Genomic DNA, 14,356 nt, shown 5'->3' on the forward strand with positions numbered 1-14,356 from the left:
TGAGGCCGCACGGCTACCCCGCCTCATCCGTTCCGGAACACGTCCAGGATCCGCTCCGCGGCCAGCGTGGCCGTGAGCTCTCCCTCCCGTACCTGACGCTCCAGGTCCGGGGTCAGCGACCGGACCGCCGGGTCGGCGTGCAGGCGGCCGAGCAGTTCGTCGCGGACCATGGCCCAGGTCCAGTCGATCTGCTGGTCGCGGCGGCGGGCGGCGAGACCGCCGGCGGAGTCCAGCAGGGTGCGGTGCTGTTCGAGCCGTTCCCACACGGCGTCGAGGCCGGTCGACTCCCGTGCGCTGCAACTGAGCACCGGTGGAGTCCAGAAGGCGTCCTTGCCGTGCATCAGCCGCAGCGCGCCCGCGAGTTCACGGGCGGCGGCCCGGGCGTCACGCTCGTGGGGCCCGTCCGCCTTGTTGACACTGATCACGTCGGCGAGTTCCAGGACACCCTTCTTGATGCCCTGCAACTGGTCACCGGTCCGTGCGAGCGTGAGCAGCAGGAAGGTGTCGACCATGTTGGCGACGGCGGTCTCGGACTGACCGACACCGACGGTCTCCACCAGCACCACGTCGTAGCCCGCGGCCTCCATGACCACGATCGACTCGCGGGTGGCTTTGGCGACCCCGCCGAGCGTGCCCGAGGTGGGGGAGGGGCGCACGAACGCCGCTGGGTCGACGGCGAGGCGCTCCATGCGGGTCTTGTCGCCCAGGATGGACCCGCCGGTCCGGCTGGACGACGGGTCGACGGCGAGCACGGCCACTCGGTGCCCGAGGCCGGTGAGCATCGTGCCGAACGCGTCGATGAACGTCGACTTGCCCACGCCCGGCACTCCGCTGATCCCGATGCGCCGGGCACGGCCGCTGTGGGGCAGCAGCTCCGTGAGCAACTCCTGCGCCAGTCCGCGGTGTTGGGGACGGGTGGACTCGACGAGAGTGATCGCGCGGGCGATGACGGCCCGTTTCCCGTCGAGGACGCCCTTGACGTACGTGTCGAGTTCGATGGCCATGGAGTCACCCGCTCACAGCTGCTGGTCGTGGCCGAGGTCGGTCGCCAGCCGGGACACCAGGTCATGGGCCGCGTCAGGGATCACCGTGCCCGGCGGGAACACGGCCGCCGCCCCCATCTCGAGCAGGGTGGGGACGTCGGCGGGCGGGATCACGCCGCCCACCACGATCATGATGTCCTCGCGCCCCTCCTCGGCGAGGGCCTCGCGCAGCGCCGGTACGAGCGTGAGGTGCCCGGCCGCCAGCGACGACACCCCGACGATGTGGACGTCCGCCTCGACGGCCTGTCGCGCCACCTCCGCCGGGGTCTGGAACAGCGGGCCGACGTCGACGTCGAAACCCAGGTCGGCGAAGGCGGTGGCGATGACCTTCTGGCCGCGGTCGTGACCGTCCTGGCCCATCTTGGCGACCAGTATGCGGGGGCGGCGACCCTCGGCTTCGGCGAATGCGTCGACGCGGGTGCGGGTGCGGTCCACGGACGGGGATTCGCCTGCTTCGTTGCGGTACACACCGGAGATCGTACGGATCTGCCCCGCGTGGCGGCCGTAGACCTTCTCCAGGGCGTCGGAGATCTCCCCGACGGTCGCTTTCGCCCGGGCCGCGTTCACGGCGAGCTCAAGAAGATTGCCTGTACTGCCCGCGGCCCGGGTGAGGGCGTCGAGCGCCTCCTGGCACGCCCCCTGGTCCCGCTCCGCGCGCAGCCTGCGCAGCTTGGCGATCTGCTGGGCCCGTACCGAGGAGTTGTCGACCTTGAGGACCTCGATCTCCTCGTCGGAGTCCACCCGGTATTTGTTCACCCCGATGACGGGCTGCCGTCCGGAGTCGATACGCGCCTGGGTGCGGGCGGCGGCCTCCTCCACCCGCAGCTTCGGGATTCCGGCGTCGATGGCCTGCGCCATGCCGCCCGCCTGTTCCACCTCCTGGATGTGCTGCCAGGCCCGGCGTGCCAGGTCGTAGGTCAGCTTCTCCACGTAGGCGCTGCCGCCCCACGGGTCGATCGCGCGCGTGGTGCCGGACTCCTGCTGGATCAGAAGCTGCGTGTTCCGCGCGATCCGCGCCGAGAAGTCCGTGGGCAGCGCGAGCGCCTCGTCAAGTGCGTTGGTGTGCAACGACTGGGTGTGTCCCTGGGTCGCCGCCATGGCCTCCACACATGTACGGGTGACGTTGTTGAACACGTCCTGGGCGGTGAGCGACCAGCCGGACGTCTGCGAATGGGTGCGCAGGGAGAGGGACTTGGTGTTCTTCGGGTCGAACTGCTTGACGAGCTTCGCCCAGAGCAGGCGTGCTGCCCGGAGCTTGGCGACTTCCATGAAGAAGTTCATGCCGATCGCCCAGAAGAACGACAGGCGGGGCGCGAACGCGTCCACGTCCAGGCCCGCCTCCCGGCCGGCGCGGATGTACTCCACGCCGTCGGCGAGGGTGTACGCCAGCTCCAAGTCGGCCGTCGCGCCTGCCTCTTGGATGTGGTAGCCGGAGATGGAGATGGAGTTGTAACGGGGCATCCGCTGGGACGTGTACGCGAAGATGTCGGAGATGATCCGCATCGACGGCTTCGGCGGATAGATGTAGGTGTTGCGGACCATGAACTCCTTGAGGATGTCGTTCTGGATGGTCCCGGCCAACTTCTCGGGCGGCACGCCCTGTTCCTCGGCCGCCACGATGTACAGCGCGAGTACCGGCAGCACGGCGCCGTTCATCGTCATCGACACCGTCATCCTGTCCAGCGGAATCCCGTCGAACAGCTGACGCATGTCGTAGATCGAGTCGATGGCCACGCCCGCCATGCCGACGTCGCCGGTCACCCGCGGATGATCGCTGTCGTAACCCCGGTGCGTGGGCAGGTCGAAGGCGACGGACAGGCCCTTCTGGCCCGCGGCCAGGTTGCGCCGGTAGAAGGCGTTCGACTCCTCCGCCGTGGAGAAACCCGCGTACTGACGGATCGTCCACGGCTGATTCACGTACATCGTCGGGTACGGGCCCCGCAGGTACGGTGCGACGCCTGGATAGGTGTCCAGGAAGTCCAGACCGTCGAGGTCCTGCGCGGTGTAGAGCGGCTTGACCGGGATGCCTTCCGGGGTCTCCCACAGCAGATCCCCACCGTCCGCGGGCTTCTTCACCGCCGTCCGCCATTCGTCGGGCCCGGCGTCGACGGCAGGTGTCCCGAGCGAGAGTGCCGAGAAGTCGGGGATGGAGGAGCCGCCCGCATCGGAGGGGTGGAACGGGCTGGGCATCAGGACACTCCCATACGGTCGAGCGTGGCGGACAGGACGTCCGCTGCGTCACAGCCTGCGAAGACATAGGTGTCGACCCCGGCGTACGTTCCCGGCCGCCCGGCGAGGAACACCTGCCGGGCGCCGTCCGCACGCAGCCGCTGAGCGGCGGCCTCGGCCTGCTCCGCGTACACCTGGTCACTGGAGCACAGGCACACGGCTTGCGCGCCGCTCTCCTCGAAGGTGCCGTCGGTCACGGGTTCGATGCCGCCTGCCTGGAAGAGGTTGGCGGCGAAGGTGAGCCGGGCGGAGTGGGCGGCGGCCGGGCCCAGCGGAGCGAGGAACACGCGGGGCCTGCTGCCGGACGCGGCGAGATGGGCGTCCGACCGGGACCTCAGCGCTTCGAAGGCTTCGTCCCGGCGCACCCGCGGCAGACCCCCGGACGGCGCCTCGGGCGCCGGCTCACGGACGACCGGCTTCTCGTCGAGGAACGGGAACTCGCTGACGCCGGTGACCGGCTCACGTCGCCTCGCCAGATTCCCGCTGCGAAGGGACCAGCTCTCGGCCAGGCGTTCGCGGACCATCCCCGACCGCAGCGCGGCGGCCTGGCCGCCCGAACGCTCGATCTCCTGGAAGAAGTCCCATGCCGCGTGGGCGAGTTCGTCGGTCAGGCGCTCCACGTACCAGGAACCTCCGGCCGGGTCGATCACGCGGGCCAGGTGAGACTCCTCGATGAGGATGGTGGAGGTGTTGCGGGCGATGCGCCGGGCGAAGCCGTCCGACAGGCCGAGAGCCTGGTCGAAGGGCAGTACGGTCACGGCATCGGCGCCGCCGACCCCTGCGGCCAGGGTGGCCACGGTGCTGCGCAGCATGTTCACCCAGGGGTCGCGCCGCGTCATCATCACCGGTGACGTCACCGCGTGCTGGAGTTGCGCTCCGTGCTGCGCGGCTCCGCAGGCCTCGGCCACCCGTCCCCACAGACGGCGTGCCGCGCGGAACTTGGCGATCGTGAGGAACTGATCGGCGCTCGCCGCGTAACGGAACTCCAGCTGGGCGAGGGCCTGTTGGACGTTCAGCCCGGCCGACGTCAGCGCGCGGAGGTAGGCAACTCCGGTCGCCAGGGAGCAGCCCAGTTCCTGAGCGGTGGAAGCGCCGGCCTCGTGATACGGCAGGGCGTCCACCGTCAGTGCCCGCAGCCCGGGCCGGTCCGCGACGCACCGGCCGGCAAGCTCGTAGATCGGCGCGCCGTCGTACGACTCGCCGGTGCGGGCCTCGTGGCCGAGCGGGTCCCCGCCCAGACTGCCGCGCACCGCGTCGGAGGCGACGCCCGCTTCCTCGTACATGCGCAGGAGTTGTGCCGTGGCTGCAGTGGTCTCCGCGCCCGCGTCGAGGACGACGGGAGCGAGGTCCAGATAGACGCCGTCGAGAGCGGCGGGCAACGCGGAGACGGGGAAGCCGGTGTGCTCACCGACGGTGAGCCACAATGAGGTGACGCCGTTCTCCAGGTCGGCGAGCACCGCACCGGAGTCCGCGACGCTGTGCGGCTGACGCACGTCCCAGCCGCCGACCGTCTGTCCTTCGGCGCGGCCGCCGCGCACGAAGGGAGCGAATCCGGGCAGCCCTGTCTCGGGGGCGGCATCGCGAGGTGTGTACAGAGGGTGGGCGCGCAGCCCGTCCTCGAGCGTGGTGGACAGGGCGTCTTCTGCCTCCTCGGCCGAGACTTCCTTGCCCGACTTGCGCAGAACACCTGCTACGAGGTGCTGCCACTGCTCATGTGTCGCGTCAGGGAACTCGGCGGCCAGGGAAAGCCCGTCGTCAGGCAGGACCGTCATGTCCGGATGGTAGGTCAGATCGACAGATGAGCAGGAGATGACGCGGGTGTGACCTTGTTCTCCTTGCCTAGTGGGCGTCGGCTGCCTATGGGTTGACGAACGGAGCCTCTCGCGGGAGCTGTGCGGCTGCCTGTGCCACCGACCCGGAGACGACCCGCCTCACCACACTGCACGCGGCCCTGTGCCACGCGATGCTCGCCGACAAGGGCATCCACCCCAACCTCGACCACCCGGCCGGACTGGCCCATCACCTGATGGGCTTCGACAACCCGGTCTTCACGCCCACCTTCGTGATGAGCCGCATCACCGGCTGGACCGCGCACATCACCGAGCAGCGTGTTCGCCGTCTCCCGCCCCGCTCGCTCACCGCCGCCGGCCCTCAATCCGGCGGCGGTACCCGGGCCCCTCAGCCCCGGTGGTCTTTGGTGGTGTGCGCGTCGTAGACGTGAAAGCCGCGACCGCTCTTACGGCCCAACAAGCCTGCCTCGACCATGCGTTGGAGCAGGGGCGGCGGCGCGTACAGCGGTTCCTTGAACTCCTCGTAGAGGGAATCGGCGATGGCGGCGACGGTGTCGAGGCCGATCAGGTCGGCGAGGCGCAGTGGGCCCATGGGGTGGGCGCAGCCGAGTTCCATGCCGTGGTCGACATCGGCCGGGGTGGCGAAGCCGGACTCGGTCATGCGGATCGCTGACAGGAGGTACGGGATGAGCAGCGCGTTGACGACGAATCCGGCCCGGTCGCGTGAGCGTACGACGGTCTTGCCGAGCGTCGACGCGGCGAAGTGCTCCACCAGGGCGGTGGTCTCCGGTGATGTGTGCAGTGAGGTGACGACCTCGACCAGAGGCAGGACGGGGACCGGGTTGAAGAAGTGCAGTCCGACGACGCGGTCGGCGCGGTGGGTCGCCATGCCGAGTCGCATGACCGGGATCGAAGAGGTGTTGGTGGCCAGGACGGCGGCCGGATCTTCGACGATCTTGTCGAGCGCGGCGAACACCTCGGTCTTGGCGTCGGGGTTCTCGGTGATCGCCTCGATGACCAGCTGTCGGTCGGCGAGATCGTCCAGGAGCCCGTGAGCCGGTCCCGCGCGGCCCGCGCTGCGGCGTCGGTCGTCTTGCCGCGCCGCGCGGCCTTTTCGAGAGAGGTGGTGATGCGTTCGCGTGTGCCCTGCACGGCCGTCGCGTCGGCCTCGCACACGATCGTGTCGAGTCCGGCTCGTGCGCAGACTTCGGCGATGCCCGCGCCCATCTGTCCGCCTCCGACGACTCCCACCCGTTGGACGGCGGCGGTCATGACTGAGGCTCCGTCGTGCGGACGAGGTGGCGGCTGTAGGCGTCGGAGGTGAAGAACAGGGGGAGTTCGGCGGCCAGGGCGGTCCGCTCGAAGAGGCCGCGGATGTCCTCCGGCGGAGCGAAGGGGTACTCGGCGATCAGAGCGTCGAGTTCGTCGTCGAGGACGCGTAGCACCGTTTCCCGGTCGACGACGCGGTGGCGCAGCCACTGCCAGATCTGGACGCGTGCGATCTCGGCGGTGGCGGCGTCCTCCATCAGCCCGTCCACGGTGACAGCGCCCTGCCCGCGCAGCCACGCGGCGAAGTAGCGCAGGGCGATCGAGATGTTGGTTCGCACGCCGTCGCCGGTCGGCGGACCGCTGACCCGCCGCACCGCCAGCAGATGGGCGGGGGTCACCTCGACGTCGTCACGGGTGCGGTCGAGCTGGTGCGGCCGGTCGCCCAGTACGCCGTCGAACACCTCGCGGCAGACCGGCACGAGTGCGGGGTGGGCGACCCAGGAACCGTCGAAGCCGTCTTCCGCCTCACGTTCCTTGTCCAGTCTCACCGTCGCGAGGGCGGCGGCGTGTGCCTCGGGGTCCTTGTCCGGGACTTGGGCGGCCATGGAGCCGATCGCGTGCGCGCCGCGCTTGTGGCAGGTACGGACGAGGAGTTCGGTGTACGCGTGCATGAACGGAGCCGTCATGGTGACCTGGGCGCGGTCGGGCAGCAGGAAGTCAGCGCGGTGGCCGAAGGTCTTGATCAGGCTGAAGAGGTAGTCCCAACGGCCGGCGTTCAGCCCGGCACCGTGTTCCCGGAGTTCGTAGAGGATCTCCTCCATCTCGAACGCCGCGGTGATCGTCTCGATGAGGACGGTCGCCCGGACCGTGCCGCGGGGGATGCCGAGAAGTTCCTGGGCCAGGACGAAGACGTCGTTCCAGAGCCGGGCCTCGTAGCGGTTCTCCAGCTTGGGGAGATAGAAGTACGGGCCGTGGCCGGCGTCGATCTGACGTTGCGCGCAGTGGAAGAAGTACAGGCCGAAGTCGACCAGTGCGGCCGGTACTTGGTGCCCGTCGAACTCCAGATGCTCCTCATCGAGGTGCCAGCCGCGTGGGCGGACCACGATCGTGGCGAGCGGTCGGTCGGTGGCCAGCTGGTACTGCTTGCCCTGCGGGGTGGTGAAGTCGATGCGCCGCTCGATGGCGTCGAGGAGGTTGATCTGCCCTTCGATCACGTTGGCCCAGGTCGGTGCCGTGGCGTCCTCGAAGTCGGCCAGCCACACCTGGGCGCCGGAGTTGAGCGCGTCGACCGTCGTGCGGCGCTCGGGCGGTCCGGTGATCTCCACGCGCCGGTCGGTCAGGCCGGGGGCAGCAGGTGCGACGCGCCAGTCCGGGTCACGGCGGATCCGCTCCGTCACCAGCGGGAAGTCGAGGGGGGACCCGGCGGCGAGCCGGATCGCCTGGCGCCGGCGCTCCCTGAACAGGTCATGACGGCGCTGGTGGAAGGCGGTGGTGAGCGCGCCGATGAAGTCCAGGGCGGCGGGGGTGAGGATCTCGTCGTGGCGGTCGCCGGGAGCGGCGAGGACGCGGACGCGGCGCGTGAGGAGCTGCGGTGACATCGGGTTCTCCTGGCTGAGGGCGGAGCGGGGCGGGGCCCGGACGGGGACGGTCGTCCGGGCCCTGTCCGGCTCAGGGGGACTGACGGGGGCGGCGCGCGGAGCGGCGTACTAGTGGAACTGCTCCTCCTCCGTGGAACCGCTGAGGGCCGTGGTGGAGGAGGCCGGATTGACGGCGGTGGAGACGAGGTCGAAGTAGCCGGTGCCGACCTCGCGCTGGTGCCTGACCGCGGTGAACCCGTGCTGCTGTGCCGCGAACTCCCGCTCCTGGAGGTCGACATAGGCGGCCATCCCGTGCTCGGCGTAGCCGCGGGCCAGGTCGAACATGCCGTGGTTGAGGGAGTGGAACCCGGCCAGGGTGATGAACTGGAACCGGTAGCCCATGGCGCCCAGCTCCCGCTGGAACTTGGCGATCTGGTCGTCGTCGAGAGCCGCCTTCCAGTTGAAGGAGGGCGAGCAGTTGTAGGCGAGCATCTGGTCCGGGTACCGCGCGTGGACCGCCTCGGCGAACTCGCGGGCCTGAGCCAGGTCCGGGGTGCCGGTCTCGACCCAGATCAGATCGGCGTACGGGGCGTAGGCCAGACCGCGTGCGATGACCGGGGCCATGCCGTTCCGGACCCGGTGGAAGCCCTCCGCCGTGCGCTCGCCGGTCACGAACTCGGCGTCGTGTTCGTCGACGTCGCTGGTGAGAAGGTTCGCGGCGAGCGCGTCGGTGCGGGCCACGATGACGGTGGGCACGTCGGCGATGTCGGCGGCGAGGCGGGCCGCGTTGAGTGTGCGGATGTGCTGCGAGGTCGGGACCAGGACCTTGCCGCCGAGGTGGCCGCACTTCTTCTCCGACGCGAGCTGGTCCTCGTAGTGGATGCCGGCCGCGCCCGCGGCGATCATCGCCTTGGTCAGCTCGAAGGCGTTGAGCGGTCCGCCGAAGCCGGCCTCGGCGTCGGCGACGATGGGGGCGAGCCAGTCGATGGACGAATCCCCCTCGCTGGTGGCGATCTGGTCCGCGCGCAGCAGCGCGTTGTTGATGCGACGCACCACCTGGGGAACGGAGTTGGCCGGGTAGAGACTCTGGTCGGGATAGGTGTGACCGGCGAGGTTGGCGTCGGCCGCCACCTGCCAGCCGGACAGGTAGATGGCCTGCAGCCCGGCCTTGACCTGCTGTACGGCCTGGCCGCCGGTGAGTGCGCCGAGCGCGTGGATGTAGTCGTTCTCGTGCAGCTGCCGCCACAGGCGCTCGGCTCCGCGGCGCGCGAGGGTGTGTTCCTCGCGGACGCTGCCGGAGAGACGGACCACGTCCTCGGCGCTGTAGGTGCGCTCGATGCCCTGCCAGCGCGGGTCGTCGGCCCAGCGACGGGCGAGTTCCTCGGCTGCCTGCGGGCGTGCTTGTGCCATGACGGTCACCGTTTCCTCGATGCGTAGGTCTGCGAAGCTGTTGCCACCACGCCCCGAGGGGCGTCTGGGGATGGCACTGTGTGTCTGAGTAGGGGTGCGGCCCGCTGTCCCGCCGTGGGGAGGAGCTGAGCAATGCTGCCGATGCGGACGCGTCCTTCGCCGGGATCTCCGACGTCAGGGCGTGAATCGCGCCCCGGTTCCGGGTGGCGTCCGCCGGGGTCCGGCGGGCCGCACTGGAACTCTGGCACTGGCACTCAGTGCCATCAAGCGTGGATCAATGCCAACCTTTGCGAATCTTCCGACCCTTGATTGCCAAGATTGCGAAGGCCCGGTGCGGTGGTGACTCACGTACGCTGAGGCCGTCCTGAGGGGGAAGGAACACCATGGCGAAGACCTACGCGGGCGCGCGGCTGCGCCGACTGCGCGAGGAGCGCACCATGAGCCAGGCCGAGATGGCGCGCACGCTCGGCATCTCGCCCAGCTACCTCAACCAGATGGAACACGACTCGCGCCCCCTCACGGTTCCGGTGCTGCTGCGCCTCACCGAGGTTTTCGGCGTGGACCCGTCGTTCTTCTCCGAGCGGGACGCCAGTCGCCTGGTGGCGGATCTGCGTGAGGCACTCGCCGCCGAGACCGACGGGGCGCGCATCTCCGCGACGGACCTGGGAGAACTCGCCTCCCGGATGCCCGCGATCGCCCAGGTGCTGCTGGACCTCGGCCGCCGCAACCAGCGCCTGGCCGAACTGGTCGGCGCGAGTGGCGACCGTGGCACCGGCCTCGACGCACCACGCTCCCCGCACGAGGAGATCCGCGACTACTTCTACCGGCGCCAGAACTACCTCCACGAGATCGACCTCGCGGCCGAGGACCTCGCCGGCGTCATCGGCATCCGCCCCGGTGAGGTGCTGAGCACGCTGGCGGCCCGCCTGGCGGACCGGCACGGGGTGCATCTCAGCGCGGAGGCCGGCGAACGCCTGCACCACTACGACGCCGCGACCCGCACACTGCACCTGTCGACGCGGCTGAGCCCCGGCCAACGTGCCTTCCGCATGGCCACCCAGCTCGCCCTGCTGGAGCACGCCGACGACCTGGACCGGCAGGCCGCCGAAGACTTCGCCCCCGGATCACCCGCCCATGCCCTGGCACGGATCGGCATCGCCAACCACTTCGCCGCCGCGCTCATCCTCCCGTACCGCGACTTCCACACCGCCGCCGAAACGGTCCGCTACGACATCGAGCGCCTCACCGACCACTACGGCCTCGGTTACGAGACCGTCTGCCACCGTCTCAGCACGCTCCAGCGGCCACGGCTGCGCGGCGTTCCGTTCTCGTTCGTCCGCGTGGACCGTGCAGGCAACGTGTCCAAGAGGCAGTCGGCGACCGGGTTCCACTTCTCTCGCGCCGGCGGCACCTGCCCCCTCTGGAATGTCTACGAGGCGTTCGCTTCACCCGGTCGAATCCACGTCCAGGTCGCCGAAATGCCCGACGGGCAGAGGTACTTGTGGACCGCTCGCGCCGTCACCCGGCACCGTGGCGGCTGGGGCGAACCGGGCAAGACCTTCGCGATCGGCCTGGGCTGCGAGATCCGCCACGCCCACCGCCTCGTCTACTCCGACGGCCTCGACCTCGGCCGGACGGCGGCGGCCACCCGGATCGGCATGGGCTGCCGCGTCTGCGAACGCCTCGAGTGCCCGCAGCGAGCCGCACCGCCGCTCGGCCGGACGCTACGGATCGACCAGAACTCCAGCACCTTCGTCCCCTATCCGGTGGCACAGGACGGTCCGGAGAACCGACGCCCGGTGTGAGGACCCCGGACGGCCTCAGCGGAGCGCGGCCACCAACCCCGGTCTCCGGGTAGGCCCGGTTTCGACGGTCACTCCTTCGCGGCGAGCGGCGACGGCATTTCGTCGGCGTGCGGCGCCGCTCTGCGAGCAGTGTCGTTCTGTTGTCCAACTGCGCTGGGACAGATGGCTGTTCATGTGATGGATGCGTCGTGTGTGACGACAACAATCGCGTGCTCATCCACCAACGGCAGTGCGGCGATCTCCATCAAAGCCCTCCCTCGGCAGCACGGACGGCAGACGGCACCACATGGTCAGTACAGCACGGCCGTCACTTCACAGCACGGCCCTCACTTCGCGACCTGGCCCTCCGTCTTCCGTGAACCCTTTTCGCCGAAGGCGCGTAGGAACGCGTGCGGCGGCGCGGACGTCCGCCGCGCTCCCGGTACGGCGAAAGGAACAGCAATGGCGGGCACCGGAAACATCAAGGTCTCTCCCGATGAAATGCGGGAGGCGGCGACCTGGATGGACAACCAGCGGCAGCGCATGCAGGACGCCATCAGGGAAGCGAAGAACAAGATCGACCACGTCGTCGAGAACTCTTATGACACGCCGCAGTCGAAGGCCAAGTTCCAGCCCATGTGGGACAGCTACCAAAAGCAGCTGGAGCAGGGCGTCGACGAGATGCAGCAGATCGGCGACTACCTGAAGAAGACCGCCGACGCCTTCGTCAGCACCGACGACCAGACCGGCGGCGGGATCGGCTGACGCCGTACTTACCGGCCGGGGCCCGGCCCCCCGTAGCGGGGGCCGGGCCCCGGCCGGACCGGCGCAGGGCCGACCAGGAGAGGGACGACATGTCATCCCCGATCGAAATCCCCATCGACGAGCTGAAGAACGTCATCAAGCTGCTCGACGACATCAAGTCCCGTATCGCGGACAAGACCGGCCTCGAACGGGTCGGTGTCGAGAGCGACGTGGGCGACCCCAAGCTGATCGACGCCGTGACCGGCTTCGACGACGCCTGGAAGGGCGGGCACGAGCGCGTCCAGGACAACGTGGACGAGTTCCAGAAGGCCAACCAGGGAATCATCGACAACTTCGAGCAGACGGACCGTGAGACCACGGACGCGCTCGACGGCGACAACTAGGGAGCGAGTGTCATGGCTCAGACGGTCGACGCGACATCCACCGTGGCGGCTCCCCGGCAATTCACCCTGAGTTACCCCCAGACCTGGTGGAAGCTCGATCTCGACGCACAGACCAGGGACGCGAACATCCGTCGGGTCGTCGAGGCCCAGGTGCAGGGCGACGACAACATCGACCGCGAACTCCTCGACTCGCTGATCCGCAGCACGCGGACCACCGCACGCGAGGCACACGCGCAGGGCGCCCTGCAGGTGGCGGGAATGATCCAATTCACCGATGCCGGGGCGGTGTTGAGCGCGACGACGCTCGTCATGCGGGTGACACCCCCCGAGGACAGCTCCACCGACCTCGGTGAACTGCTCATCCCGGTGGCCCTGAAGAACGCCGACAACCCGATGGGCCGGGGCACCCGGGCCAACCGGGTGGAGATGATCCAGATCGACGAGATCGGCCCCGCGGGACGTGCCACCTCGATCGAGGACATCGACTACTGGGGGCGCGGCACCGTCCGCACGGCGACGATGAACACCATCGTGCCGGTGCCGCACAGCCGCGACTTCCTGGTCGTCTCCAGCCTGACCCCCAACCTGAGCCTGACGGAGGCGTTCTTCGACCTGTTCGACGCCGTCGCCGGCACGCTCCGGTTCCTGCCCTGACGACTCCCGACCATCCCGAGCAACGGAAAGTGAGGTCGGCGCGATGGCACGCCCCGACGTGGCCGAATGGGCGGTGCTCGGCCTCTCCGAGGACCCGACACCGGGCGAACCCGACATCCTCAAGGAACTCGCCAAGGACTACCGGACGGTGTCCGACGACGCCCATGACGCCTTCGACACCTTCGACCGCATCAAGAACCAGGACCTGGGCAAGGGCAAGTCGATGGAGGCCCTCAAGAAGGTCCTCGAGGAACTGCCCAACCAGGTGGCCGCCCTGCGGGACTCGTACGACATCGCGGCCAAGGCCATCGACGCGTACACGCCCCAGCTGTCGAGCCATCAGGACAAGGCGGCGCAGGCCCTCAGGGACGGTCAGGCCGCGCGGATCAGCCTCGACTCGGCGATCGCGACCGCTACCTCGGCGGCGCTTCAGGTGACCACCCTGGACAACGCCCCGCCACCGCCCGACAACGACGACGCCCGGCGTTCGGCGCGCGAGGCGATGGACAAGGCCAGGGACGCCCGCTCCCAGGCCGACAGTGCCGTGAACCTGGCGCAGAGCGAACTCGACGCCGCGAAGAACCTGGCCCTGGAGGCCCAGGGGCTGCGTGAGCAGGACGCCTCCGTCGCCGCGACCGCGATGGGCGACGCCCAGGACAAGGCCGTCAAGAAGAAGAACTTCTGGGACAAGCTCTGGGACACCATCGGTTCGATCTTCGGCATCATCAGCGCCGTGCTCGGCGTGATCGCCTTCTTCATCCCGGGACTCGGTGCACTCGGCCTCGTCCTGGGCGCCGTCAGCCTGGTCCTCGGCCTGGTGCCGCTGGGTATCAATATCGCCAGAGGCGTCGTCACCGGGGACTGGGACATCGCGGGGATCGTGCTCGGTGTCGCCGGCGCCGCGTTCGGCGGGTTCGCCGTGGTCAAGGGGCTCGCCGCTGGGTGGGGCGGCATCACGAAGGGCGTGCTGAACAACTTCAAGGGCATCAAGGGCGGCCCGGTACCGCCCCCGCGCGGCGGCGGTGGGGACATTCCGCTGCGCAACCTGCCGCCCGTACCGCCGCCCCGTTCGGTCCCGAACTACTCCAGGCCGTTCGGACCGGGCAACATGCCGCCGCCCCGTACGGTCCCGAACTACTCCAGGCCCTTCGGGCCCGGAAACATGCCGCCGGCACCGCTGCCCCGTCCCGTCCCGCCGGCACCGCTCCCGAACAACCCGAGCGCGATCACCCAGTATTTCCAGGACATCAAGAACAACGTCTGGGGCTGGGACAAGATCCCCGGCAACATCGGCACCAGCACCGCCTTCGGCGGCACCATCTACGCGCCGGGTGCGACGGACGGCGCGTGGAGCAGCATCGTGCACACCAAGCCGCTGGTGGGCAACACGAACGACGACGGCACCTGATCCGCCGGTCCACCGCAAGGCATGTAAAAAGGGCTCCCGCGCCA

10 protein-coding genes and 2 pseudogenes are annotated in these 14,356 nt (G+C 69.4%); 6 read left to right on the forward strand and 6 right to left on the reverse strand.

Going from position 1 to position 14,356, the window contains the following annotated elements:
* Nucleotides 1-23: 23 nt before the first annotated feature.
* The 3 genes from meaB to ACIPWY_RS04760 are packed head-to-tail and all read right to left on the reverse strand — an operon-like array spanning nucleotide 24 to nucleotide 5,044.
* Entirely contained in the window at nucleotides 24-1,004 is a 981-nt protein-coding gene (gene meaB, locus ACIPWY_RS04750) for a methylmalonyl Co-A mutase-associated GTPase MeaB (protein ID WP_393703061.1), read from the reverse strand.
* Nucleotides 1,005-1,016: 12 nt separating this feature from the next.
* Entirely contained in the window at nucleotides 1,017-3,233 is a 2,217-nt protein-coding gene (gene scpA, locus ACIPWY_RS04755; RefSeq protein WP_401532210.1) for a methylmalonyl-CoA mutase, read from the reverse strand.
* Nucleotides 3,233-5,044: a methylmalonyl-CoA mutase family protein gene (locus ACIPWY_RS04760; protein ID WP_393703057.1), complete on the reverse strand. Its 1,812-nt coding sequence runs from the start codon at nucleotides 5,042-5,044 to the stop codon at nucleotides 3,233-3,235. The genes scpA and ACIPWY_RS04760 overlap by 1 nt, the downstream gene beginning before the upstream one ends.
* A 128-nt stretch (nucleotides 5,045-5,172) precedes the next feature.
* Between ACIPWY_RS04760 and ACIPWY_RS04765 the strand changes: the two are divergent.
* Nucleotides 5,173-5,487 (forward strand): annotated as a pseudogene (locus ACIPWY_RS04765) (citrate/2-methylcitrate synthase); the annotation flags it as partial.
* Here ACIPWY_RS04765 and ACIPWY_RS04770 read toward each other — a convergent pair.
* The 3 genes and pseudogenes from ACIPWY_RS04770 to aceA all read right to left on the reverse strand — a co-directional run bounded on the left by ACIPWY_RS04770 (nucleotide 5,451) and on the right by aceA (nucleotide 9,318).
* Nucleotides 5,451-6,334, reverse strand: a pseudogene (locus ACIPWY_RS04770) (3-hydroxybutyryl-CoA dehydrogenase). The pseudogenes ACIPWY_RS04765 and ACIPWY_RS04770 sit on opposite strands and share 37 nt — an antisense overlap.
* Nucleotides 6,331-7,929, reverse strand: a complete 1,599-nt coding sequence (gene aceB, locus ACIPWY_RS04775) for a malate synthase A (protein ID WP_401532211.1) — start codon at nucleotides 7,927-7,929, stop codon at nucleotides 6,331-6,333. Before aceB ends, ACIPWY_RS04770 begins: the two are co-directional and overlap by 4 nt.
* Nucleotides 7,930-8,037: 108 nt before the next feature.
* Complete coding sequence (gene aceA / locus ACIPWY_RS04780) at nucleotides 8,038-9,318, reverse strand: isocitrate lyase (RefSeq protein WP_401532212.1); 1,281 nt, start codon at nucleotides 9,316-9,318, stop codon at nucleotides 8,038-8,040.
* Between the two features lie 383 nt (nucleotides 9,319-9,701).
* On the opposite strand from aceA, the gene ACIPWY_RS04785 reads away from it, so the two are divergent.
* The 5 genes from ACIPWY_RS04785 (at nucleotide 9,702) to ACIPWY_RS04805 (ending at nucleotide 14,312) form a co-directional block, all read left to right on the forward strand.
* On the forward strand, nucleotides 9,702-11,123 hold the full coding sequence (locus tag ACIPWY_RS04785) for a short-chain fatty acyl-CoA regulator family protein (RefSeq protein WP_401532213.1): 1,422 nt from the start codon (nucleotides 9,702-9,704) through the stop codon (nucleotides 11,121-11,123).
* Nucleotides 11,124-11,564: 441 nt separating this feature from the next.
* Nucleotides 11,565-11,867 carry a WXG100 family type VII secretion target gene (locus tag ACIPWY_RS04790; RefSeq protein WP_362905071.1) on the forward strand — a complete coding sequence of 101 codons (303 nt, stop codon included), beginning with the start codon at nucleotides 11,565-11,567 and terminating at the stop codon, nucleotides 11,865-11,867.
* A gap of 89 nt (nucleotides 11,868-11,956) precedes the next feature.
* A complete protein-coding gene (locus ACIPWY_RS04795) occupies nucleotides 11,957-12,250 on the forward strand; it encodes a hypothetical protein (RefSeq protein WP_362905069.1) in 294 nt (97 codons plus the stop codon).
* A gap of 12 nt (nucleotides 12,251-12,262) precedes the next feature.
* On the forward strand, nucleotides 12,263-12,904 hold the full coding sequence (locus tag ACIPWY_RS04800) for a hypothetical protein (RefSeq protein WP_362905067.1): 642 nt from the start codon (nucleotides 12,263-12,265) through the stop codon (nucleotides 12,902-12,904).
* Nucleotides 12,905-12,947: 43 nt separating this feature from the next.
* Nucleotides 12,948-14,312 (forward strand): DUF4398 domain-containing protein, encoded by a 1,365-nt coding sequence (locus ACIPWY_RS04805; RefSeq protein ID WP_362905065.1) that lies wholly within the window; start codon nucleotides 12,948-12,950, stop codon nucleotides 14,310-14,312.
* Nucleotides 14,313-14,356: the final 44 nt, after the last annotated feature.

Source organism: Streptomyces sp. NPDC090032 (assembly GCF_044748025.1).
In the GTDB taxonomy this organism is placed as follows: domain Bacteria; phylum Actinomycetota; class Actinomycetes; order Streptomycetales; family Streptomycetaceae; genus Streptomyces.

Bases quoted from the DNA above. Each gene is read 5' to 3' on its own strand.
- aceA (WP_401532212.1), bottom strand. From the start codon at position 9,318: ATGGCACAAGCACGCCCGCAGGCAGCCGAGGAACTCGCCCGTCGCTGG.
- aceB (WP_401532211.1), bottom strand. From the start codon at position 7,929: ATGTCACCGCAGCTCCTCACGCGCCGCGTCCGCGTCCTCGCCGCTCCC.
- ACIPWY_RS04800 (WP_362905067.1), top strand. From the start codon at position 12,263: ATGGCTCAGACGGTCGACGCGACATCCACCGTGGCGGCTCCCCGGCAA.
- ACIPWY_RS04805 (WP_362905065.1), top strand. From the start codon at position 12,948: ATGGCACGCCCCGACGTGGCCGAATGGGCGGTGCTCGGCCTCTCCGAG.
- meaB (WP_393703061.1), bottom strand. From the start codon at position 1,004: ATGGCCATCGAACTCGACACGTACGTCAAGGGCGTCCTCGACGGGAAA.
- ACIPWY_RS04785 (WP_401532213.1), top strand. From the start codon at position 9,702: ATGGCGAAGACCTACGCGGGCGCGCGGCTGCGCCGACTGCGCGAGGAG.
- ACIPWY_RS04760 (WP_393703057.1), bottom strand. From the start codon at position 5,044: ATGACGGTCCTGCCTGACGACGGGCTTTCCCTGGCCGCCGAGTTCCCT.
- scpA (WP_401532210.1), bottom strand. From the start codon at position 3,233: ATGCCCAGCCCGTTCCACCCCTCCGATGCGGGCGGCTCCTCCATCCCC.
- ACIPWY_RS04790 (WP_362905071.1), top strand. From the start codon at position 11,565: ATGGCGGGCACCGGAAACATCAAGGTCTCTCCCGATGAAATGCGGGAG.
- ACIPWY_RS04795 (WP_362905069.1), top strand. From the start codon at position 11,957: ATGTCATCCCCGATCGAAATCCCCATCGACGAGCTGAAGAACGTCATC.